Here is a 23,265-nt window from a genome sequence, read left to right on the forward strand (position 1 = left end):
TCGGATCGGAAGGTGAAGATCCGCAGGGGTCGAGGGACCGAGGGGGCCTATCGGCCCGTGAAGCGCGCGGGGCGTTTTTCGATGAAGGAGCGCACGCCCTCGGCCGCATCCTCGCTGCTGGCCAGGCGCTGCTGCACGGGAATGAAATCGGCCACGGCGGCGGCCTGGCCCAGCTCGATGGCCTTGAGCACATTGAGCCGCGTGGCCACCACGGCCTGCGGGGCCTGGGCGGCAATGCGCTCGGCAATGCGCAGCGCCTCGGCCAGCTCCTGGCCGGCCGGCACCACCTTCTGCACGAAGTTCAGGCGATAGGCCTCGGCGCTGTCGAATTCGTCGGCCGTCAGCAGGTGCAGCATGGCATTGCCCACGCCCGCACGTTCGGCCATGCGCAGCGTGGCGCCGCCCGTGGGCATGATGCAGCGCTGCACCTCCAGCTGGGAAAAGCGGCAGTCATCGGCCGCGACCACGATGTCGGCGCCCAGCATCAGCTCGATGCCCACCGTGAAGCAGATGCCCTTGACCGCCACCACCATGGGCTTGGCGCGGCGCCGGTAGCCGACCAGGCCGTAGTCGTGCGGCTCCACCAGGCCTTGCGGGATGGCCTTCCTGCCCGAGCGCAGGTACTCCGCCATTACCGGAAGGTCCAGCCCCGCCGTGAAATGGCTGCCGAACGCATGCAGCACGCCCACGCGCAATTGCGGGTCGTCGTCCAGCCGGGTATAGGCCTCGGCCAGCTGCTGGAACATGGGGGGCGTCCAGCCGTTGCGCTTGGCGGGACGGTTGATGCCGATCAGCAGCACATGGCCGCGCACTTCGCAGCTGATGCAGCCTTCGGGCGGCGGGGTGGGGGTGTTGATGTCCATGCGTGTCTCCTGCGCATGGACCTTAGAGCAGGCCAGGGATGGGTGCAGTCGCGCAGAGGACGATTGAAAACGAAATGAATATCTAAGCAATGCTTTCGTTTTCTGAGGTTTGGGAAGCTGATCGATGAAAATCGATAAGTTCGTTTCGATTCATTGCCAGCGCCATTGCCGATCGATAAGATCGAAACCATGCTTTCGATTTCATTGAAGCCATGAAGATCTCCATCGACTCTGTGGATGCACTCGGTGACGCGGTATGGGCCGTTCGCAAGGCGCGGCGCTTGCGCCAGGACGATGCAGCAGGCGCCGCAGGCGTGAGCCATGTCTTTGTGCGGGACGTGGAGCGCGGCAAGCCCACGGTCCAGTTTGGGCGCGTGCTGCAACTGCTGTCCGAACTGGGAATCGAAGTGCTCATCGACCTTCCCGAGGGAACCGAGCAGGCCTATCTGCAGCGCCGCCAGGCCAGGCTGCCACCTGAGTCCCATGGTTCCCACGAGTACCGAACGCGCCAGGGCGCACCGGACGGAGGGCCAGCCGCTGAAGTCAGGGAGGAGCCCGGTGCCCGCGACTCGGACGATGCGTTCTTCCGCACCGCCTTCGAAAAGAACAGGCCGTGACCGCACGCATCCTGGACGTATTCATCAACGGCCGGCTTGCCGGAAAGCTGGTCGAAAACAGGGATGTCTGGGGCTTTGCCTATGAGGAGGAGTGGATGGGCGACCCTCGCGCTTTCCCATTGGCGCCCGGCATTTCCTTGGCAAAGCGCAGGCACATCGACGGATCTACGCACCGCAGCGTCCAATGGTTCTTCGACAACCTGCTGCCCGAGGAAGCACTGCGCAGTGCGATCAGCAAAGAGCTGGAGGTGAATGAGCACGATGCCTTCGGCCTTTTGCAGGCCCTTGGCGCGGAATCGGCCGGATCCCTGGTCCTGCTGCCGCCTGGGGCGGGTGCAGCCGAGCGCGGCGCAAGGAGGCTGGAGTTCGGCGAACTGTCACTAAGACTCAGGAACTTGCCGCGCACATCCTTGCATGCCGGATCACCCAAGCGCATGTCCCTGGCTGGAGCGCAGCACAAAATGGTGGTGCTGTACGACGAGAAAACCGCTCGCCTGCAGGAACCCTTCCAAGGGACGGCTTCCAGCCATATCCTCAAGCCGGACTCCACGGCCGAAGGCTATCCGCACTCGACCGTCAACGAGGCCTTCACCATGAAGCTTGCCGGGCGCCTGGGGCTTGATGTGCCGCCGGTACACCTGCTGTACACGCCCGAGCCGGCCTATGTCATCAACCGCTTTGACCGCGTGTTTGATGAAGCGTCCCAAGAGTGGCTGCGACTGCATGTGGTGGATGCCTGCCAACTGCTCGACCTGGCCCGGACTTTCAAATATCAAGGAGCCAGCATCCAGACACTGGCGTCGTTGATGGACCGCTGCCGCGAAAAGGCGCAAGCCCGGATGGGCATCTATCAGTGGCTGCTGTTCAACACCCTGGTGGGCAACAGCGACAGTCATCTGAAGAATCTGTCGTTCCTGGTGGACCGGGGCGGCGTCAGGCTGGCGCCGTTCTACGATCTCCTGAGCACCGCCGTCTATCACACGCGGGCTTACGCCGATGAACATGCGGTATGGCCACAGGAGCGGCTGACGGTTCCGCTTGCGGGTGCGGCCTTCTTTGCCGACGTGACCTACGGAAAGCTGCTGGCCGCAGGTACGGCCTTGGGCCTGACCCAGAGCACAAGCGGACGTGTGCTCGACAGGATGCTTGGCATGCTGGCTCCGCAGGCCGATACGTTGATCGCAGAATTCGAGGCTGGCCAGCTCCACCAGCCTGCCGACTCTGCAATGGACCATTCCACAAGAAGTGCCCACCTTAGAATGCTCAGGTCGATACGTCACATCGTCATCGAGGACATGCTGGCGCTGGTGCGCAAAACCAAGTAGCGCGCGGCCACCAAAACAAAAGGCGAAGGCCAGCCTGAGCTGCCTTCGCCTTCGCTTGGCCTTGGGGGCGGTGTATCAGTAGCTGTACACGCCGCGGCCCGTCTTGCGGCCCAGGCGGCCGGCGGCCACCATTTCCTTGAGCAGGGGGCAGGGACGGTACTTGCTGTCGCCGAATTCCTTGAGGTAGACCTCCATCACGGCCAGGCACACGTCCAGGCCGATCATGTCGGCCAGGGCCAGCGGGCCGATGGGCTGGTTGCAGCCCAGCTTCATGCCGGCGTCGATGTCCTCGGCCGATGCCAGGCCTTCGGCCAGCACGAAGAAGGCCTCGTTGATCATGGGCACCAGGATGCGGTTGACCACGAAGCCGGGGGCATTCTTCACGGTGATGGGGCTCTTGCCCAGGCGCTCGGACAGTTCCTTGACCGTGGCGTGCGTCTCGTCGCTGGTCTGCAGGCCGACGATGATCTCCACCAGCGCCATCATGGGCACGGGGTTGAAGAAGTGCATGCCGATGAACTTGTCGGCACGGCCCGTCACGGCGGCCAGCTGGGTGATGGAGATGGACGAGGTGTTGGTGGCGACGATGACGTCGGCATCCAGCAGGGCGTCCAGCTGCTTGAGGATCTTGACCTTGAGCTCGTAGTTCTCGGTGGCGGCCTCGATGACCAGCTGCGCGCCCTTGAGCGCCGCGTAGTCGGTCGATGTCTTGATGCGGGCCAGGGCGGCGGCCTTGTCGGCCTCGGTCAGCTTTTCCTTCTTGATCAGGCGGTCCAGGCTGCCCGAGACGGTGGCCACGCCCTTCTGGACGGCGGCATCGGAGATGTCCACCATGACCACGTCGATGCCCGATACCGCGCAGGCCTGCGCGATGCCGTTGCCCATGGTGCCTGCGCCGATGATGCCTACGGTTTGAATTGCCATGACTGTCAGTCTCCTCAAACGAACAAAGTGAATGCGAACGTGAATGCGATCCAGCGATCGTAGCGGGATTCGGAGCATCCACCGGGTTTGCCCCGGCTTGCGGCGCCGCGCAGGCGACTGCAACAGTGGATGGCTACACCGCAGGGGAGGGGGAGGCATGCTGGACTACATCGTGATCGGAGGCGGCTCGGCGGGCTCGGTGCTGGCCGGGCGGCTCAGCGAGGATGCGCAGACGCAGGTGGCGCTGCTGGAGGCCGGGCCCCCCGACTCCAGCGTGCTCATCCACTGTCCGGCGGGCATGGCCGCCATGGCCAAGGGCGGGCGCCACAGCTGGGGCCTGTCCACCGTGCCCCAGCCGGGCCTGGGCGGGCGGCGTGGCCACCAGCCGCGCGGCAAGGTGCTGGGCGGCTCCAGCGCGGTCAACGCCATGGTCTATGTGCGCGGCCAGCCGGCCGACTACGACCACTGGGCGGCCCAGGGCAACCCGGGCTGGAGCTGGAGCGAGGTGCTGCCCTATTTCCTGCGCGCCGAACACAACGAACGCGGCGCCGATGCCTGGCACGGCACGGGCGGGCCCCTGAACGTGGCCGAGCTGCGCGATCCCAACCCGCTGTCCCGGGCCTTCGTGCAGGCGGGCGTGCAGGCCGGCCATGCGCACAACGCGGATTTCAACGGCCAGGCGCAGGAGGGCGTGGGCCTGTACCAGGTCACCCAGCGCAATGGCGAGCGCCACCACGTCGCCAAGGCCTATCTGGCGCCGCACCGTGCCAGGCCCAATCTGCGCGTGGAAACGGGTGCCCAGGTGCTGCGCATTCTGTTCGAGGGCCGGCGCGCCGTGGGCGTGGAGTACCTGCAGGGCGGTACGGTGCAGCAACTGCACTGCCGGCGCGAGGTGCTGCTTTGCGGCGGCGCACTGCTGTCGCCGCAGCTGCTGATGCTGTCTGGCGTGGGGCCGGGCGATCACCTGCGTTCGCTGGGCATCGATGTGGTCCACCACCTGCCCGGCGTGGGCGCCCATCTGCATGACCACCCGGATGTGGTGCTGGTGGTCGATGGCGCGCAGCTGACCGACAGCTTCGGCCTGTCACTGGGCGGTGCGCGCAGATTGCTGGCCGCCGTGGGCCAATGGCGCAGCCAGCGGCGCGGCATGCTGACCACCAACTTTGCCGAGGCGGGCGGCTTCATCCGCAGCAGCCCTGGCGAGGCTGCGCCCGACCTGCAGCTGCACTTCGTGGTGGCCAAGCTGGTGGACCATGGGCGCAAGACGGTCTGGGGCCACGGCTATTCCCTGCATGTCTGCGTGCTGCAGCCGGCCAGCCGGGGCAGCCTGCGCCTGGCCAGTGCCGACCCGCTGGCCCTGCCGCTGGTGGATCCGGCCTTTTTCTCCGACGCGCAGGACCTGCGGCGCATGGTGAACGGCGTGCGCCGCGCCCGCGAGATCCTGGCCCAGCCGGCGCTGGCGGCCCTGGGCGGGCGCGAGATGCCGGCCTCGGCCGGCGCGCAGGACGATGCGGGCATCGAGGCCTTCATCCGCAGCCATGCCGACACCATCTACCACCCCGTGGGCAGCTGCCGCATGGGGCCGGGGCCCATGGACGTGGTCGATGCGCAGCTGCGCGTCTACGGCATCAAGGGCCTGCGCGTGGTCGATGCCTCGGTCATGCCGCGCATCGTCAGCGGCAACACCAATGCGCCCACGGTGATGATCGCGGAGAAGGCGGTGGACATGATCCGCGCCGCAGCGCGCTGAAGAACGGCCGGATCTCAGGCCCTGAAGCGCCTGCGCGTCATCGCCAGCGCAAACCAGTAGGCCGCCACCGTGGTGGCGGCCAGCACCAGGCCGTGGCGCAGCGGGTGGGCCGGCCACTCGTCCATGAACAGCGGGCGCACCAGCTCCACGGCATTGGTCAGCGGCAGCCAGTCCGAGGCCAGGCGCACGGCCTCGGGCAGCTGCTCGCGCGGGAAGAACACGCCGGACAGGAACATCATGGGCGTGAGCACCAGGGTGAAGTAGTAGGTGAAGAAGTCATAGCCCTTGGCCAGGGCGTTGAAGATCAGCGCGATGCTGGAGAACATGATGCCCACGCACAGCAGCACGGGCCAGGCCACCAGCAGCCTGGGCGCGTGGCTGATGCCCAGCGCCAGCATCACGCCCAGGATGGCGGTGACCGTGAACAGCGCCTTGAAGGCGGCCCAGAGCATCTCGGCCAGCAGCACGCTGTCCAGGCTGATGGGCGCGTTCATGATGCCGTCCCAGGTCTTTTGCACATGCATGCGCGAGAAGGCCGAGTACAGCGCCTCGAAGCTGGCGGCATTCATGGCGCTCATGCAGATGGAGCCGCTGGCCAGGAACAGGATGTAGGGCACCTGCCGGCCCGTGGCGCCCACGGTGACCTCGCCCACCAAGGCGCCCATGCCGTAGCCGAAGGCCACCAGCCACATCAGCGGCTCGGCGATGTTGCCGATCAGGCTGGGCAGGGCCAGCTTGCGCCACACCAGCAGGTTGCGCAGGAACACCGGCCACCAGCGCAGCGACAGGTCGGGGGGGCGCCAGATGCTGGGGGTGCCCGATGCGGGTTCGGTCATGGTGATTCAGCCGTCGGTTCTGATCTGTCGGCCGGTGAGCTTGAGGAACAGGTCCTCCAGGTTGGCCGGGCGGTGCAGGGTGCGCAGGTGGCTGTGCGCGGCCAGCGCCTGCAGCAGCGGGCGCGCGTCGTGCGTATAGAAGAAGACGGTGTCGCCACTGACCTCGGTGCGCCCGGCCAGTGGGCGCAGTGCCGCGTCATGCGCCAGGCCCAGGGCGCCGTTGCCGTAGGCCTCGACCACTTCGGGCTCCAGGTGCTCGGCGATGAGTTCGCGCGGGCGGCCTTCGGCGATCTTGCGGCCGTGGTCCAGCACCAGCAGCCGGGAGCACAGGCGCTCGGCCTCGTCCATGAAATGCGTGGTCAGCAAGATGGCCTTGCCCTGCTGCAGCAGCCACTGCAGACGCTCCCAGATCAGGTGGCGTGCCTGCGGGTCCAGGCCCGTGGTGGGTTCGTCCAGCAGCAGCAGGCGCGGGTCGTTGACCAGGGCGCGCGCCAGGGACAGGCGCCGTTTCATGCCGCCGGACAACTCGCCCGGCCTGGCCGCGGCCTTGTGCGACAGCGCCGCGAAGTCCAGCAGCTGCGGTATGCGGTCACGCATCTGCGCCGTACCCAGTCCGAAGTAGCGCGCGTAGACGCCCAGGTTTTCCGCGCAGCTGAAGTCGGGGTCCAGCGTGTCGTTCTGCGAGACCACGCCCAGCCGCGCCTTGATGGCCAGTGCATCGGCAGGCATGTGCAGCGGCGGCGAGCCGTCTTCGGGGTGGTAGAGAACATGGCCCGCATCGGGTGCCGTCAGGCCCAGGCAGATGCGCAGCGTGGTGGTCTTGCCCGCGCCATTGGGGCCGATCACGCCCAGGCATTCGCCGGGAGCGATGGAAAAGGACAGGTCATCGACCACCGTGGTGTCGCCGTAGCGCTTGCGCAGGTTCAGGGCGTCGAAGAGCGCGGGCATGGAGCGTTTTCCTGGGGTCCGGGGCTAGCGCGCAGGCTTGGCGGCCAGTGCGGGCCTGGCCGGCGCATCCGGCGTCTCCGACGTCTCCGATACAGCAGGCGCATCGGCGCAGGCCTGCTGCTGCGGCGGGCTCAGCCGCACCTGCGTCCAGCAGTCACGCCCGCGGCGCTTGGCAGCGTAGAGGGCGGCATCGGCGGCGGGCAGCAGCATTTCCAGGCGCAGGCCGTCCCAGACCTGGGGCGCGTGGGCGCAGCCGGCACTGAAGCGGACTTCGAAGCCCAGCGTCTGCGTCGAGGCCTGCAGCAGCGCGGACTGCAGCCGGGTGCACAGGGTATCCACACCGTCGTCCGTGGTGTAGAGCAGCAGGCAGAACTCCTCGCCGCCCCAGCGCGCAGCGATTTCGTCACTGCGCAATTGCTGCTGCAGCAGGCGGGCGAAGAGGCACAGCGTACGGTCGCCCGTGGCATGGCCGTATTCGTCGTTGACATGCTTGAAGTGGTCCAGGTCCAGCATCACCAGGGCCAGGGCCTGCCGGTGGCGCTGGGCATGCGCCAGCATGGCGGGGGCGCGCTCCAGCAGGGCGCGGCGGTTGGGCAGGCCGGTGAGCATGTCCTGCAAGGCCATGTCGCGCAGCTGCTGGTTGGTCTCGTCGCGCCAGGCCACCAGCACGGCCACCATCAGCAGCGTGCTGCTCAACGTGACCAGCAGGGCGAATATCTGGTTGGCGCCGCTGTCGGCCGTGAAGCTGGGCAGGAAGGGCGTGGCCAGGGCCAGGTAGCTGCGCACCAGAAGTACCAGCCCCATGAAGACGGCCACGCCGCACATCAGATAGCGCCAGCTGCGTGCCACGGGGCGGCGTGGCGCCAGGCACAGGCCGGCCAGCGCCAGCAGGCTCAGTCCGTGGGCGGCGCTGAACCAGCCGGTGCGCAAGGACAAGTGGGGCAGCAGCAGGGTGAAGCCCAGCGGCCCCAGAAAGCACAGCGCGATCAGGCCGCGTTCCAGCCAGGGCGGCCGGGGCCCCAGCCATTCGCGCAAGGCGCGCGCCATCTGCCACTGTGCCGATGCCGCGCAGGCTGCTGCGCCCAGCGACAGCAGTTCGCGCGAGAGCAGGCCTTGCGGCAGGCGGCTGGCGATGAGGATGAAGATCCAGGCCCCGGCCTGGATCAGGAAGAAATGCTGGGCATGGCGCGCGGCACCGCTGACGCGCCGCCCCATGGCCAGCGGCAGGGCGGCCGACATGGCCATCATGTTGAGGGCCACGACCGAGGTCATGGAGAAAAAATCCAGGGTGGGCAGCGTGGATGGCATGTGCGTCCCTGGATGGCGGTGCGAAGCGGGGCCCTTGGAAGAAGGTGGCCGGTGGCGGGGCGCTACTGGAACGCCACCTCCGCGAAGCTGCGCAGCTTGCGGCTGTGCAGGCGCTGGGTGCCGCCCTCGCGCAGGATGTCGATGGCGCGCATGCCGATGCGCAGGTGCTGGTCCACGCGCTCGCGGTAGAAGTGGTTGGCCATGCCGGGCAGCTTGATCTCGCCGTGCAGCGGCTTGTCGGACACGCACAGCAGCGTTCCATAGGGCACGCGGAAGCGGAAGCCGTTGGCCGCGATGGTGGCGCTTTCCATGTCCAGCGCTACGGCGCGGCTCTGGCTGAAGCGCAGCTGGGGCAGGTTGTTGGGCAGCAGCTCCCAGTTGCGGTTGTCGGTGCTGGCCACGGTGCCGGTGCGCATGATGCGCTTGAGGTCGGGCCCGTCCATCTGCGTGACGTCAGCCACGGCCTGCTGCAGGGCCAGCTGGATCTCGGCCAGCGCGGGAATGGGCACCCACAGCGGCAGCTCTTCGTCCAGCACATGGTCCTCGCGCACATAGGCGTGGGCCAGCACGTAGTCGCCCAGCTGCTGGCTGTTGCGCAGGCCCGCGCAGTGGCCCAGCATCATCCAGGCGTGCGGGCGCAGCACGGCAATGTGGTCGGTGATGGTCTTGGCATTGGCCGGCCCCACGCCGATGTTGACCATGGTGATGCCGCTGTGGTCGGCGCGCACCAGGTGGTAGGCCGGCATCTGCGGCAGGCGCGGCGGCGGCGTGCCCAGCTCGTCATTGGGCTGGGCCGGCAGGCCGGTGCGGCGCGTGACCACGTTGCCGGGCTCGATGAAGGCCACGTACTCGCTGTCCTCCCGGGCCATCTCGGCGTGGCCCAGGCGGATGAACTCGTCGATGTAGAACTGGTAGTTGGTGAACAGCACGAAGTTCTGGAACCACTCCGGCTGGGTGCCCGTGTAGTGGCGCAGCCGGTGCAGCGAATAGTCCACGCGCGGGGCCGTGAACAGCGACAGCGGCAGGGCCTCGCCCGGCTGGGGGCGCCAGGTGCCGTTGGCGATGCCGTCGTCCATGGCCTCGAGGTCGGGCAGGTCGAACACATCGCGCATCAGCTGCCGGCGCTCGCGCGACAGCGTGCCTTCGATGTGGTCGTTCTCGGCAAACGAGAAGTGGATGGGGATGGGCTTGTCGCTCAGGCCCACTTCCAGCGGCACGCCGTGGCTCTTGATCAGCAGGCGGAACTGCTCGGCGTAGTAGCGCGAGAACAGGTCGGGCCGCGTGAGCGTGGCCTCGTGCGTGCCCGGGCCCTCGACGAAGCCGTAGGCCAGCTGCGTGTCCGCGCGTGACACGGTGGCCGTATGCATGCGCACGAAGGGGTAGTAGGCGTGGACGGGGGCGGCCGGGGTTTCACCGGAGACGAAGCGCTGCATGTTCGTGCGCAGGTGCTCTATCTGCTCGCGGTAGATCTGCTGTACGTGCTCCAGGGCCCGCTGGGGGTCGGTGTGCAAGGTGGCTGCGGCCCGTGAGGCCTGCGAGGGGTTGTGAAGCGAAACCATGGGCTATTGTCGTTGGACTGGATGACTGTTGTGCAACTGCCAGGCGCGCGCTCTGTCGGCCGGCATGGGCGGCGCCACAAGGTACCCCTGCATCATGCCGCAGCCCAGGTCGCGCAAAAGCTCCAATTGGGCAGGTGTTTCCACGCCTTCAGCGACGATGTCCAGATGCAGGCTGTGGCCCATCTGCACGATGGCGGTGACGATGGCCGTGTCGTCCTCGCTATCGGGCACGTCGGCGATGAAGGACCGGTCTATCTTGAGCTGGTTGATGGGGTGGCGGCGCAGATAGGCCAGCGAGGAATAGCCGGTGCCGAAGTCGTCGATGGCCAGGCCCACGCCCAGGGCCTGCAGCGCCTGCAAGGTGTCCTGCACCTGGCCGCTGGTGTGCATCAGCGTGGACTCTGTCAGCTCGATGTGCAGCCAGCGCGCTTCCAGGCCGGTTTCCTCCAGCACCAGGGCCACCTCGCGCGCCATGTTGCGCTGGCGAAATTCCAGCGCGGAGACATTCACGGACAGGGGTACGGGCCGCAGCCCCTCGTCCTGCCACTGGCGAGCCTGGCGGCAGGCCTCGCGCAGCACCCAGTGGTCTATGGCCGAGATCAGGCCGCGCGCCTCGGCAAAGCCGATGAACTCGCCGGGCAGCACCAGGCCGCGCTGCGGGTGGCGCCAGCGCACCAGGGCCTCAAAGCCCGCCAGCCGGCCATCGGCCGTGAAGGTCTGGGGCTGGTAGTGCAGCTCGAACTCTCCGCGCTCCAGCGCGCCGCGCAGTTGCTGCTCCTGCATCAGCATCTGGGTGGCCTGGCCGCCGTGGGCGGGTGCGTAGAACTGCAGGTTGCGCCGGCCGCTGTCCTTGGCCGTATGCGTGGCGCTTTCGGCGCGGTTGAGCAGTTCCTCGGCGCTTTTTCCGTCGCCCGGGTACATGGCGATGCCCATGCATGGCGAGACCACCAGCGGCGTGCCGTCGATGGTGCAGGGTGCCTCGATGATGCGTTGCAGGTGCCTGGCCTGGGTCTCGGTCTCCTGCGGATCGGGATCATCGGTGAGCACGACCACGAATTCGTCGCCGCCCACGCGCGCCACCAGATCATGGGCGCGCACGCTGCCGCGCAGGCGCTGGGCGACCTCGCACAGCAGCAGGTCGCCGGCCTGGTGGCCCAGCGAGTCGTTGATGGTCTTGAAATGGTCCAGGTCGATGAGGAGCACGGCCAGCGTGCGCTGCTTGACCGAGGCCAGCGACAGCGCCTGGCGCAGCATCTGGATCAGGCGCACCCGGTTGGGCAGCTGAGTCAGCTGGTCGTGCTGGGCCAGGAAGTCCATGCGCTCCTGGGCCAGCTGGCGCAGCGTGATGTCGCGCACCAGCACGATGCGGTAGGGCCTGCCCCCGGCCGGCATGGTCTTGGCCTCGATCTCCACGGGAATGCGGTGGCCGTCCTTGTGCTGGAGGGCGCCATCGAAACGGTCCTCGCGGCCGCTGCGCATGTACTGCAGCGCGTAGAGGCGGAATTCCGGGCAGATGTAGTCGAGGATGGGGCGGCCGATCAGCTCGTCCAGCGTGTAGCCGGCCAGGCGGGACAGGGCCTCGTTGCCGTCGATGATGAGGCCGTCGCGGTGCATGACGATGGCCTCGGTCGTGACCTCGGTGAACTTGCGCATGCGCTCTTCGCTGTCACGCACCTTCTGCGCCACATGGTGGTGGTGGCTCACGTCGGTGATCTGCACCACGGCGCCCTGCAGCCGGCCCTGCTCGAAGTGCGGCATCAGCAGCGACTCGATATGGCGCGGCGGGCCGTCCGGCTGGGGCACTTCGCGCTCGTAGCGCACATGCTCGCCGCGCAGGCCGCGCTCCACCTGCGGCGCGATGAGCTGCCACACGGCCTCGCCCACGATCTCGCGCACGGTCTTGCCCACGGCCTCGGCGGGCGTCAAGCCGAAATTGCGTGCGTAGTTGATGTTGGCGAAGCGGCGGCGCAGCGTGCGCGCATCGAAATAGGCCAGCATGGCCGGAGCCGTGTCTGCTATCAGCCGCAACAGCGCATCATCGGGCCCCGTGTCTTGCGCATCGATGTTCTCTGGCATGCGTCCCCCTCGCTGGGGATTTATAGCGGAATCGCAGAGATTTTGATAGCGCTCTTGTGCGAGGGTGAGCGGCCGCTGACGCGTGGGGGCGCGTGCGGCTGTCGGGCATCAGGGGCCGCCGTGGCGGCCTGTCTTTTTTTTGCAGCGCCGCATCAAGGGCAGGCGCGGCCGGGCGCGGTGCGGCGCAGTGTGGTAGCCCTTGCGGGCGCCTTACTTGAGCAGTTCCTGCACCTGGCCCAGCGCGGCCTGGGCGCATTTGTCGTCCAGGTGGCCGCCAGGCGCGCCGCCGATGCCCACGGCGCCGATCACCTCGTTGCCCACCTTCACCGGCAGGCCACCGCCCAGCAGCAGGTAGCCGGGAATATTCACCAGGTTGGCGGCGCCGGGGTTCTTCTGCGCGCCCTCCATGATGGCCAGCGTGCTGTTCTTGGCCGATGCGGCCGTGTAGGCCTTCAGGCGGCTGGCCTCCAGCGTGTGGGGGCCGGCATTGTCGGCACGCTGCACGGCGCGCACGGTGCCGGCGCGGTCCACCACGGTGGCGGTGACGGCATGGCCGTCGGCGGCGCAGGCGGCCACGCTGCGTGCGGCGATCTGGTTGGCCAGCTCCAGCGACATGTTCTTTTCCGTGCGCACGGCATCGGCCTGCGCGGCGGTGGCGATCAGGCCAAGGGTCAGGGCGGCGAGGGTGGCGAGCTTGGTGGTGCGGCGTTGCATGGTCTTCTCCTTGGGGGTCAGGACGGCCCGGGACACAAGCCCGGACGGCATGCATGCACTGTAGAAAATGCCGTCGCCGCGCACCATTCGGACGGTTACGCGCGCCGCTGCGTAGAAATACGGAGAAGCCAGGCGCGCTGGGCGCGGCGATGGAACTTCAGGCGACCGCCGCCGGATCGGCCAGGCTGGCGTAGCGGCGTATGAGCTGCGCCAGGCTGGGCGCCTCCAGCTTGGCGAAGAGGTTGGCCCGGTGCGTTTCCACCGTGCGCGGCGACAGCTCCAGGCTGCGGCCTATCTCCTTGTTGGTCAGGCCCTGCACGATCAGCCCCAGCACCTCGCGTTCGCGCGCGGAAAGCTGCGCAAAGCGCTGCTGGGCATCGCGGTCGGCCTGCTGGCGTTCGCGCGACTGCACATGCTGGCGCACGGCGCTTTGCAGCGCATCGATCAGCACTTCGTCGTCCACGGGCTTTTCCAGGAACTCGGCCGCGCCGGCCTTGAAGGCGCGCCGGCACATGTCCACCGTGCCATGGCCGGTGAGCATGATCACGGGCTGGTCCACACCCTGCTCCATCAGCCGGCCCAGCAGGGCCAGCCCGCCGATGCCGGGCATGCGCACGTCCAGCACGATGGCGCCTATGCCCTGGCGGTCCACCCCGTCGAGAAAGGCCAGCGGATCGGCCCAGCACTGCACGCGCAGGCCCACGGTGCCGATCAGCAGGGCCAGGCTGTCGCGCACGGCCTCGTCGTCATCGACCAGATGGATCAGCGGGGACAGGTCTTGGGCGGGCGCGGCAGTCATGGGGTCAGTGGTTCCTGAGGGGCGTTGGGTGCGGCAGGTGCCGGGCCATGGGCCGCAGGCAGCAGCAGCTCGAAGCGCGCCCCGCCTTGCGGCGGGGTGGCGGCGGATGCGGCCAGCTCCAGGCTGCCGCCCATGGATTCGGCCAGGCTCTGGCTGAGCGTCAGGCCCAGTCCCAGGCCCTGGGCGCGGCCCGTGGCAAACGGGGTGAACAGGCGCTGGCGCATCTCGGGCGCCACGCCGGGGCCGCTGTCGTGCACGGCCACCATCAGGCGGCTGTCGCGGCGTGCCAGCTCCACCCGCAGATGGCGGGCTGCGGGCGGCTGCTCGTCCATGGCCTGCAGTGCATTGACCAGCAGGTTGTGCAGTATCTGCTGCACCGCCACGGGGTCGGCCTGGGCGGCGGGCAGATCGGCGGCCTGCACCATGACCTGAACCTGGCGGCGCCGCAGCTCGGGCTCCAGCAGATACAGCGCCTCGGCAACGGCCTGGCCCAGATCCAGCGGCTCGGCCTGGGGCGCCAGCCCCGGCCGCTCCACCAGGCGGCGCAGCCTGCCCACCACGGCCGATGCGCGCTTGGCCTGCTCGGCAGCCTGCCCCATGGCCTGGCGTGCGGCGTCCAGCTCGGGCGGGTCCTCGGCCAGCAGGCGGCGCGCGGCCTGGCTGTTGGACAGCACGGCCGTCAGCGGCTGGTTCAGCTCATGCGCCATGCCGGCCGCCAGTTCGCCCAGCGTATTGAGCCGCGCCACCTGGCCCAGCTGCAGCAATTGCTCGGCGCGGCGGCGGGCCACGCGCTGACGCAGCAGGGTGCGCAGCCCGGCCACGGCCAGCGCACAGCCCAGGGCCCAGCCCAGCATGGCCGTCCAGGGCAGCACCGTGGCGTCCAGCGGCTGGCGCAGGTACAGCACCAGAGGCTGGCTGGGCGAGGCCAGGGTCTTGCTCACCTCCCACGACCATGTGTTCCAGCCGTGCGCGGCGGCCCGGCCCGGCTGGATCACGAATTCCTGCCCGCCCAGGGCCAGCCATGCGCGCACCGGGCTGGTGGCGGGCGGCAGCGGCCACTCGTCGGCGGGAATCGTGGCGCGCAGGTCCAGCAGCAGCGCGTAGCTGGCCGGCAGCCCGGCCTGCACCAGGTACAGCCGGCCCCGGACCAGGTCGGCCAGGGCCAGTTCGGCCTGGCCGCTGGCCTGGGAGCGGCGCTCGGCCTCGGCCATGCCGGGCGGCCAGGTCTCGGGCCAGGACTCGCCTGCGGTGGCCGCGCGGCGCGCCACATCCAGCACCTGGGGATACAGGCGCTGCAGCTGCCTCCATGGCGCCTGACCGGATGCGGGTTGGCGCGGCTGCAGCAGGGCCAGCGTGCCCAGAATGGCGTCGTGCTGCACCATGCGCTGGCTCAGCAGCCGGTGGGCAATGCGGGCATCGGTATCGAAGACCTCGCGCAGCGACTGCAGGCGCCCATGCGCCAGCCAGGCCGCGCCACAGCCTGCGGCCACGGCCCAGGCCAGCACCCACCCCGCTGATCGCTGCCATCCATTCATGGCGCGGATTCTGTCATGCGGCTCGCGCACGCGGTGGGCACGCGGTGGTCTAATCCGGAGCACCCCCCTACGTACCGCAGCGCAGCATGGCCGAACCCACTCCCTCTACTGCCAACGCTCCCGCCCCCGCTTCCGCGGCCGGCTGGATGGCGCCGCACAGCCTGCTGCGCATCTCGGTGGCCGTGGCCCTGCTGACCATCGTGCTCAAGACCCTGGCCTGGTGGCTGACGGGATCGGTGGGCCTGCTGTCGGATGCGCTCGAATCCTTCGTCAACCTGGCCGGCGCCGTGTTCGCGCTGACCATGGTCACCATCGCCAAGCGGCCGGCGGACACCGACCATCCCTATGGGCACCACAAGGCCGAGTACTTCTCTGCGGGCTTCGAGGGCATCCTGGTCATCGGAGCCAGCCTGGCCATTGGCTGGGCGGCGCTGGCGCGGCTGTGGAACCCGCAGCCGCTGGAGCAGCTGGGCTGGGGCCTGGCGCTGTCCGTGGCCAGCTCTGCCCTCAACGGCCTGCTGGCCGTGGCCATGCTGCGCTCGGCGCGCCAGCACCGCTCCATGGCGCTGGAGGGCGATGCCCGCCATCTGCTCACCGATGTCTGGACCTCGGCCGGCGTGGTCATCGGCCTGATGGGCGCAGCGCTCACAGGCTGGCTGTGGCTGGACGCGGCCGTGGCCATCGGGGTTGCGATCAACATCTGCGTGCAGGGCGCGCAACTGGTCTGGCAGTCTTCCCAGGGCCTGATGGACCAGGCCCTGGACGCGCCCGAGCGCCTGCGCATCGACGCCGTTCTGGACCGCCATGCGCACCGCGCGCATGGCGTGGTCTTTGACAACATCTCCAGCCGGCGCGCCGGCGAGCGCAGCTTTGCCGACCTGCACATGCATGTGCCCGGCGACTGGAGCGTGGCCCGCGCCGCCCGGCTGCGCACCGAGATAGAGGCCGAACTGCTGCAGGCCGTGCCCGGCCTGTACGCGCGCATCGAGCTGCTGCCCCTGGGCATGCAGACAGCCATGGAAGCCGCCATCGAGGCGGCAGGCCAGGCGGACACTTCTTCCCCATCCACCGACAAGAAACCGAACCCCGAACCATGATCAGCATCCTGCAGCGCGTGCAACAGGCCCGCGTGGAAATCGATGGCCAGGTCGCCGGCAGCATAGGCCCTGGCCTGCTGGCCCTGGTCTGCGCAGAGCGCGGCGACACCGAGGCCGAAGCCGACAAGCTGCTGGCCAAGATGCTCAAGCTGCGCATATTTGCCGACGACGCGGGCAAGATGAACCGCAGCGTGCAGGACCTGGACGGGCAGGGCGCCTGCGGCGGCCTGCTCATTGTCAGCCAGTTCACGCTGGCGGCCGACACCGGCGGCGGCAACCGCCCCAGCTTCACGCGCGCCGCGCCACCGGCCGAGGGCGAGCGCCTGTACGACTACATCGTCCAGCGGGCGCGCGCCCTGCATCCCGACGTGGCCACGGGCCGCTTCGGGGCCGACATGCAGGTGCACCTGCTCAACGACGGGCCCGTGACCATCCCGCTGTCGATAGCTCCGGCCACCGCGGCATAGCGCGCCGCAGACCTGCTGTTCTGGGGCGGATTCTGGCGCGATCTGCGAGCGCGGCCTGGCCGGAACATGCCTGCAAAGCCCGTATTCTTGCGGCCTCAGCATTCATCGACAGACCGACGACCATGAAGAACCATCCGTTCAAAGCCTCCACCCTGGCCCTTGCCATGAGCATGGCCCTGGCGTGGAGCGGCGCGGCCGGCGCCGACACCCTCAGGAAGCCCGCGCTGGACGCGCTGGCCCAGGCGCAGCCGGCACCCACCGACTTCGCCAGCTTCCTGAAGCAGGCCGTGGCCGCGCAGCCTGCCATCGCCCAGGCCGTGCAGCGCCATGCCGCAGGCGCCGCGCTCACGGGGGATGAACTCAACCACATCGCCCGCCTGCTGGGCCTGTACACGCGGCTGACGCAGGAGCGGGCCGTGCTGGCCAGCATCGAGCGCATGGTCGCCCTGCCCACGGTGCGCGACCCCAAGGTGCCGCCGCACGAAAGCCCGGCCATCCTCGCCTTCGGCGAACTGGTGCAGCAGATGGCCAAGGACTTCGGCCTGCAGTACCGCAACGTGGACAACCGCATCTTCGAAGTCACCCTGCCAGCGAACACCACGAACGCCACGAACGCGGGCACCGATGAATTCGGCATCCTTACCCATGCAGACGTCGTCCCCGTCGTCCCCGCCGAATGGGTGCTGGACGGCCAGGCCATCGACCCCTTCAAGGTCACGCGCGTGGGCGACAAGCTCTACGGGCGCGGCACCATCGACGACAAGGGCTCCATCGCCACCGTGCTGTTCGCCATGAAGGCCGTCAAGGACAGCGGCCTGCCCCTGTCGCGCGGCATACGCCTCATGATCGAGACCACCGAGGAAACCGGCGGCGACGCCATGAAGTACTACCAGGGCAAGACCACGCTGCCTGCCTACAACATCGTGCTGGACAGCAAGTACCCGGCCGTCGTCGCGGAAAAAGGCTCGGGCGCGCTCAAGGCCGTGTTCGACGACGTGAAGACCGACCCCGCCCGCCCGGCCATCACCGCCATGGCCGGCGCCGCCTCGGCCAACGCCATTGCCCAGACCGCCACGGCCACCATCACGGCCAGCGACGAAGCCGCCATTGCCGCCATCGCCGCGCGCCTGCAGGCGGCCAAGGGTGACTTCACCACCAGTTATGCCGGGCAGGGCGGACCGTTCACCATCGACATACAGCACAGCGGCGCGACGGCCACCGTCAAGGTCACGGGCACCTCGGCCCACGGCTCCCGCCCCGAGGAAGGCGTCAACCCCGTGCCGCGCCTGACGCTGTTCCTGCAGCAGGTGCTCATGCCCACCGATGGCGTGGCCCTGGTCCAGCCCAATGCCTACAGCAACGCCCTGCGCTACATCAACGGCGCCTTCGGCCTCGACTACTTCGGCAAGCAGCTGGGCGTTGCCTATGCCGACGACTTCATGGGCCCGCTGACCCTGTCGCCCAACCTCATCAAGGCGGCAGACGGCAAGCTCGAAGTCACCACCAACGTGCGCATGCCGCGCGGCAAGACGCCAGAGCAACTGCGCACCGAAGTCGAGCAGCGCATCACCCGCTGGAGCGAGGCCGCCAAGGTTCCCCTCACCCTGCAGTACACCCAGGGCAACTGGATGGCGCGCGATCCCAAGGGCGCCTGGCTGTCCACCCTGCTCAACATCTTCGGCGACACCACGGGCCTGGACGCCAAGCCCGTGCCCACGGCCGGCAGCACCACGGCCAAGCTCATGCCCAACGCCATCAACTTCGGCCCCGCCATGCCCGGCAAGAAGTACACGGCGCACAACGCGCTCGAATACAAGGAACTGCCCGACCTGCGCGCCGACATGCAGATGTTCACGGAAATGCTGGTGCGCATCGGGAATCTGAAGCAGATGCAGTGATCATTCACTGGGATGTAAAGAAAGGCGCCTTGTGGAAGCAAGGCGCCTTTTTTGTTCCTGGGACAGGCCATTGAAGGGAATTGGCAATTTGATACAACTGCCTGCGGGAGGCTGCAATGCAGGATATCAAGGGCCAGGATCTCAAGACCATTCTCCATTCCAAGCGCGCCAACATCTATTACCTTGAGCACTGCCGTGTCCTGGTCAATGGCGGGCGGGTGGAATATGTGACCGATGCCGGCAAGCGCAGCCTGTATTGGAATATTCCCATTGCCAACACCACCAGCATCCTGCTGGGCACCGGCACCTCCATCACGCAGGCGGCCATGCGGGAGCTGGCCAAGGCTGGGGTGCTGGTGGGCTTTTGCGGCGGCGGTGGAACGCCCTTGTTCAGCGCCAATGAAGTTGACGTTGAAGTCGCCTGGCTCACTCCGCAAAGCGAGTACCGCCCCACTGAATACCAGCAGGCCTGGGTCCAATTCTGGTTTGACGATGAACTGCGCCTGCATGCCGCCAAACAATTGCAGGCTTTGCGATTGCAGCGGCTGCAGCAGGAATGGGGTGCACGTGCCTTGCGTGAATCCGGCTTTGCCGTGGACATGGAGCGCCTCAAGGCGCTGGTGCAGCAATTTGCGGCGCTGATGGCCAATGCGCCCGATGTCATGACACTGCTGACCGATGAGGCACGGCTAACCAAGGCCTTGTTCAAGCTCGCCGTGGACGCCGTGGGATATGGCGAATTCACGCGCGCCAAGCGCGGCACCGGCACCGATGCAGCCAACCGCTATCTGGACCATGGCAACTACCTGGCCTACGGACTGGGCGCCACGGCCACCTGGGTGCTGGGCCTGCCCCACGGCCTGGCCGTTCTGCATGGCAAGACGCGGCGCGGCGGCCTGGTGTTCGATGCGGCCGACCTGGTCAAGGATGCCGCCATCCTGCCCCAGGCCTTCCTGTCGGCCATGCGCGGCGACGACGAGCCGCAATTTCGCCGCCAATGCATAGAGGCCCTTACGCGCAGCGAATCGCTGGACTTCATCATCGACACGCTCAAGCGCATTGCCGTCGACACGGCGCGCATGGCCGGCGCGCCCACCACGCCCACAACGCCCGGCGCTGTGCAGGAGGGCGGCACATGAACGTGCTCTTCGTCTCCCAGTGCAGCAAGCGCGCCCTCACCGAAACGCGCCGCATCCTCGACCAGTTTGCCGAGCGGCGCGGCGACCGCACCTGGCAGACGCCCATCACGGCGGCCGGGCTCGACACCGTGCGCAAGCTGCTGCGCCAGAGCGCGCGCAAGAACACCGCCGTGGCCTGCCACTGGATACGCGGGCGTGACCACAGTGAACTGCTGTGGATCGTAGGCGACGGGCGCCAGTTCAACGCCGAAGGCGCCGTGCCCACCAACACCACGGCCAGCAACGTGCTGCGCGCCGAAGATGAAAGCCACTGGCACCACCTGCCACTGATCACGGCGCTGGCCGCTTTGGCGGCCCTGGTGCATGACCTGGGCAAGGCCACCAGGGCATTCCAGGAACGGCTGAACAATCCGGGCCTGCGCGAGCGCAACCACTACCGCCATGAATGGGTGTCGGTGCGGCTGTTCCAGGCTTTCGTGGGCGGCGACAGCGACGCGGCATGGCTGCAAAGGCTGGCAGCCTGTGTGGATGAGGCTGCCGACGCCCGGGCCTTTGAGGCGCAATGGCTGGATCACCGCAGCGGCCGCCTTCTGCGCGATGGCCTGGACGAGCCGCAGGCCAGCCAGCTTCTGCCGTTCAAGGCGCTGCCGCCGCTGGCCACCGCCGTGGCCTGGCTGGTTCTGACACACCATCGGCTGCCCTGCATGCCGGTCGCTGCAGGCCGGCAGGAGTCCGACGACGAGCTGGAGCCCGACCGCCGCCAATGGTGCCGCTTCGGCGCGCGCCCGCGCTTCGTCAACAGCAATGAGATCGAGCAGCTGCTGCAGTGCATCAGCGCCGACTGGAACGAGCCGCGCGAGAAAGCCGACCCGGCGAAAGTGCGCTCCCATTGGGACTTCCCGCAGGGCCTTCCGGTGGCCACGGCCGCCTGGCGCAAGCAGGCGGCGCGCTATGCGCTCAAGCTGCAGGAGTTGGCGGGCCGGTCGCTTGACGCTGCAAGCCTGGGCGATCCGTTCACGCTGCACCTCTCGCGCCTGTGCCTGATGCTGGCCGACCACCACTACTCCAGCATCGAGGACGAAGCGCGCCGCCAGCCTTTCCGCAACGCGGGCTATCCGCTGTACGCCAACACCCGGCGCAAGAGTGCAGTTCCAGGCGCCGCGTCCGCTTTCAACCAGACGCTGGACGAGCACCTGCTTGGCGTGCAGGCCCATGCCACGCTGGTGGCGCGCTCGCTGCCCACGCTGGCGCGCAGCCTGCCGGCACTGCGCAGCCATCGCGGCCTCAAGAAGCGCAGCAGCAACGCGCGCTTCCAGTGGCAGGACAAGGCTGCCGACCTGGCTGCCAGCGTGCGCCACCGGGCCGCCAGCCAGGGCGGCTTCATCGTCAACATGGCTTCCACCGGCTGCGGCAAGACGCTGGGCAATGCCCGCATCATGAACGCGCTGGCCGACCCGGGCGTGGGCATGCGCTGTGCCTTCGCCATCGGCCTGCGCACGCTCACGCTGCAGACGGGGCGGGTGTTCCAGAACGACCTGGGCCTGGGCGACGACCAGCTCGCCATCAAGGTCGGCGGCGCGGCCAGCCGCGCGCTGTTCGAGTACTGGGAAGCGCAGGCCGAGGCCACGGGTTCGGCCTCGCGCCAGGCGCTGCTCGACGAAGGCGGGCAAGTCCTGTTCGACGGCAATGACCAGCACCCACTGCTGCAGCGCCTGACCGACGATGCGCAGGTGCGCTCGCTGATCGCCGCGCCCGTGCTGGCCTGCACCGTGGACCACCTCACGCCCGCCACCGAAAGCCTGCGCGGCGGCCGCCAGATCGCGCCCATGCTGCGCCTCATGACGGGCGACCTCGTACTGGACGAGCCCGATGATTTCGACATGGCCGACCTGCCCGCGCTCACCCGGCTCGTGCACTGGGCAGGCCTGCTGGGCTCACGCGTGCTGCTGTCCTCGGCCACCTTGCCGCCAGCGCTGGTGGAGGGGCTGTACCTGGCATACCGCGCCGGGCGCGAGATCTTCCAGCGCCATCGCGGCGAGCGGCCCGGCGAGCCCGTGGCCATCTGCTGCCTGTGGGTGGACGAGTTCCACCAGCAGGCACTGGACTGCGCCGATGGCGCAGGGTTTCGCACAGGCCATGAAGGCTTTGTGCAAAAGCGCGTGGCCCAGCTCGCCCGGGCCGAGGTGCGGCGCCTGGCTGCCATCGCTCCCCTGCCTGCCGGCTGGCAGGGGCTGGACCCGGCCGCGCGGCGCCGGGATTTTGCGCGCATCGCGCTGGAGCATGCATGGCAGCTGCACCAGCAGCCGGGCAACCATGGCATCGATCCCGCCAGCGGCAAGCGCGTGAGCTTCGGCCTCATCCGCATGGCCAACATCGAACCGCTGTTCGACGTGGCCCTGGCCATGTATGGCCAGGGCGCTCCTGCACCGGGCGTGCGTGTGCACCTGTGCGTCTACCACTCGCAATTTCCGCTGCTGGCGCGTTCCAGCATCGAGCGGCACCTGGACACTGTGCTGGACCGCCGCTCCCCCGACGGCGCAGACCCCATCTTCCAGAGGCCGGCCATCCGCGCATTGCTTGATGCCAACGATGAGGCCGATCACCTCTTCATCGTGCTCGGCTCCCCCGTCACCGAAGTGGGCCGCGACCATGACTATGACTGGGCCGTGGTCGAGCCCTCGTCCATGCGCTCGCTGATCCAGCTGGCCGGACGCGTGCGGCGTCACCGGCCGGGTGCGGTGCAGGAGGCCAACATGCGGGTGCTGGACAGCAACCTGCGCGCTTTCGAGCATCCAGGCAGGGCGGCATTCTGCAAGCCGGGTTTCGAGATGGAGCCGGTGGATGACAAGGCGGACACGGCGCGGTACTTCCACCTGCGCTCGCATGACCTGCAATCGCTGCTGGCCAAGCACACCAAGGGCGAGCCCCTCTGGCCCGTGGATGCCCGCGCCCGCATCGAAGTGGCCAGGGAGCAGTTCCACCCGGCCAGGAACCTCGTGGACCTGGAACACGCCCGCATGCACGACACCATGCTGCCGCGCCCCGCAGACAGCCCGGATGCCACGCCGGTGCTGCGCGCCGCCAGCCTGCACTGGGCCAGCCCAGCCTGCTTCTGGCTCACGGGCCTGCTGCCGCAGTTCCAGCGCTTCCGCTACGACCCGCTGCCGCGCGTGGATGTGGTGTTTCTGCCGGACGAGGAGGAAGAGGGCCTGCAACTGCACGGCGTGGTCGATGGCCAGCGGCGGGGTGACAAGCTGTATGTGCTGGTGCAGGGGTCTCCTCGTTTTCAGTGCAATAAGTGACGGTACGAAAAGCTAGCACTGGCGCGGAGGTGGTGTTGGTAGATCGTTGATTTCATTGACTTTCCTGTTCACTTTCAAATCTGCGATTCGTGGCGTCAAACCGTGGTC

General features: G+C 68.2%; 18 protein-coding genes. 8 read left to right on the forward strand and 10 right to left on the reverse strand.

The annotated features are described in order from the left end of the window. Nucleotides 1-47: 47 nt before the first annotated feature. Complete coding sequence (locus ACRSCF_RS27220; protein WP_034366841.1) at nt 48-863, reverse strand: crotonase/enoyl-CoA hydratase family protein; 816 nt, start codon at nt 861-863, stop codon at nt 48-50. A gap of 212 nt (nt 864-1,075) precedes the next feature. Between ACRSCF_RS27220 and ACRSCF_RS27225 the strand changes: the two genes are divergently transcribed. Together ACRSCF_RS27225 and ACRSCF_RS27230 are read left to right on the forward strand one after the other, a co-directional pair. Then, nucleotides 1,076-1,480 (forward strand): helix-turn-helix domain-containing protein, encoded by a 405-nt coding sequence (locus tag ACRSCF_RS27225; RefSeq protein ID WP_016446553.1) that lies wholly within the window; start codon nt 1,076-1,078, stop codon nt 1,478-1,480. After that, nucleotides 1,477-2,805, forward strand: coding sequence for a HipA domain-containing protein (locus ACRSCF_RS27230; protein ID WP_016446552.1), 1,329 nt, complete (start codon nt 1,477-1,479; stop codon nt 2,803-2,805). The genes ACRSCF_RS27225 and ACRSCF_RS27230 overlap by 4 nt, the downstream gene beginning before the upstream one ends. A 75-nt stretch (nt 2,806-2,880) precedes the next feature. Here the strand turns inward: ACRSCF_RS27230 and ACRSCF_RS27235 are convergent, their stop codons facing one another. Then, nucleotides 2,881-3,729: a 3-hydroxybutyryl-CoA dehydrogenase gene (locus tag ACRSCF_RS27235; protein ID WP_016446551.1), complete on the reverse strand. Its 849-nt coding sequence runs from the start codon at nt 3,727-3,729 to the stop codon at nt 2,881-2,883. A gap of 157 nt (nt 3,730-3,886) precedes the next feature. On the opposite strand from ACRSCF_RS27235, the gene ACRSCF_RS27240 reads away from it, so the two are divergent. After that, on the forward strand, nt 3,887-5,479 hold the full coding sequence (locus ACRSCF_RS27240; RefSeq protein ID WP_244387570.1) for a GMC family oxidoreductase: 1,593 nt from the start codon (nt 3,887-3,889) through the stop codon (nt 5,477-5,479). Nucleotides 5,480-5,493: 14 nt separating this feature from the next. Here ACRSCF_RS27240 and ACRSCF_RS27245 read toward each other — a convergent pair whose 3' ends face one another. The 8 genes from ACRSCF_RS27245 to ACRSCF_RS27280 form a co-directional block, all read right to left on the reverse strand. After that, on the reverse strand, nt 5,494-6,315 hold the full coding sequence (locus tag ACRSCF_RS27245) for an ABC transporter permease (protein WP_046987122.1): 822 nt from the start codon (nt 6,313-6,315) through the stop codon (nt 5,494-5,496). Nucleotides 6,316-6,321: 6 nt separating this feature from the next. Continuing rightward, the gene (locus ACRSCF_RS27250; protein WP_034366837.1) at nt 6,322-7,263 is read right to left on the reverse strand and encodes an ATP-binding cassette domain-containing protein; all 942 of its coding nucleotides are present in this window, start codon (nt 7,261-7,263) and stop codon (nt 6,322-6,324) included. A gap of 24 nt (nt 7,264-7,287) precedes the next feature. Then, nucleotides 7,288-8,571 (reverse strand): GGDEF domain-containing protein, encoded by a 1,284-nt coding sequence (locus tag ACRSCF_RS27255; RefSeq protein ID WP_034366833.1) that lies wholly within the window; start codon nt 8,569-8,571, stop codon nt 7,288-7,290. 62 nt (nt 8,572-8,633) lie between these two features. Next, nucleotides 8,634-10,130 (reverse strand): AMP nucleosidase, encoded by a 1,497-nt coding sequence (locus tag ACRSCF_RS27260; RefSeq protein ID WP_016446546.1) that lies wholly within the window; start codon nt 10,128-10,130, stop codon nt 8,634-8,636. A gap of 3 nt (nt 10,131-10,133) precedes the next feature. Beyond that, nucleotides 10,134-12,206 carry a putative bifunctional diguanylate cyclase/phosphodiesterase gene (locus ACRSCF_RS27265; RefSeq protein WP_432675162.1) on the reverse strand — a complete coding sequence of 691 codons (2,073 nt, stop codon included), beginning with the start codon at nt 12,204-12,206 and terminating at the stop codon, nt 10,134-10,136. Nucleotides 12,207-12,416: 210 nt separating this feature from the next. Further along, nucleotides 12,417-12,920: a GlcG/HbpS family heme-binding protein gene (locus ACRSCF_RS27270; protein ID WP_026062812.1), complete on the reverse strand. Its 504-nt coding sequence runs from the start codon at nt 12,918-12,920 to the stop codon at nt 12,417-12,419. A gap of 157 nt (nt 12,921-13,077) precedes the next feature. Further along, the gene (locus tag ACRSCF_RS27275; RefSeq protein ID WP_034366827.1) at nt 13,078-13,719 is read right to left on the reverse strand and encodes a response regulator transcription factor; all 642 of its coding nucleotides are present in this window, start codon (nt 13,717-13,719) and stop codon (nt 13,078-13,080) included. After that, entirely contained in the window at nt 13,716-15,254 is a 1,539-nt protein-coding gene (locus ACRSCF_RS27280; protein WP_244387569.1) for a sensor histidine kinase, read from the reverse strand. Before ACRSCF_RS27280 ends, ACRSCF_RS27275 begins: the two co-directional genes overlap by 4 nt. An 86-nt stretch (nt 15,255-15,340) precedes the next feature. Here ACRSCF_RS27280 and ACRSCF_RS27285 point away from each other — a divergent pair, with 86 nt between their 5' ends. The 5 genes from ACRSCF_RS27285 (at nt 15,341) to cas3f (ending at nt 23,157) form a co-directional block, all read left to right on the forward strand. Beyond that, entirely contained in the window at nt 15,341-16,351 is a 1,011-nt protein-coding gene (locus ACRSCF_RS27285; RefSeq protein ID WP_034366824.1) for a cation diffusion facilitator family transporter, read from the forward strand. Then, the gene (gene dtd / locus ACRSCF_RS27290) at nt 16,348-16,818 is read left to right on the forward strand and encodes a D-aminoacyl-tRNA deacylase (RefSeq protein WP_034366821.1); all 471 of its coding nucleotides are present in this window, start codon (nt 16,348-16,350) and stop codon (nt 16,816-16,818) included. The genes ACRSCF_RS27285 and dtd overlap by 4 nt, the downstream gene beginning before the upstream one ends. Before the next feature lie 122 nt (nt 16,819-16,940). Beyond that, nucleotides 16,941-18,716, forward strand: a complete 1,776-nt coding sequence (locus tag ACRSCF_RS27295; RefSeq protein ID WP_034366819.1) for a dipeptidase — start codon at nt 16,941-16,943, stop codon at nt 18,714-18,716. A gap of 116 nt (nt 18,717-18,832) precedes the next feature. Beyond that, on the forward strand, nt 18,833-19,855 hold the full coding sequence (gene cas1f, locus ACRSCF_RS27300) for a type I-F CRISPR-associated endonuclease Cas1f (protein ID WP_244387567.1): 1,023 nt from the start codon (nt 18,833-18,835) through the stop codon (nt 19,853-19,855). Next, on the forward strand, nt 19,852-23,157 hold the full coding sequence (gene cas3f, locus ACRSCF_RS27305) for a type I-F CRISPR-associated helicase Cas3f (RefSeq protein ID WP_324622798.1): 3,306 nt from the start codon (nt 19,852-19,854) through the stop codon (nt 23,155-23,157). The genes cas1f and cas3f overlap by 4 nt, the downstream gene beginning before the upstream one ends. Nucleotides 23,158-23,265: the final 108 nt, after the last annotated feature.

It is taken from the genome of Delftia sp. 11MD (genome assembly GCF_050907895.1).
In the GTDB taxonomy this organism is placed as follows: domain Bacteria; phylum Pseudomonadota; class Gammaproteobacteria; order Burkholderiales; family Burkholderiaceae_C; genus Comamonas; species Comamonas tsuruhatensis.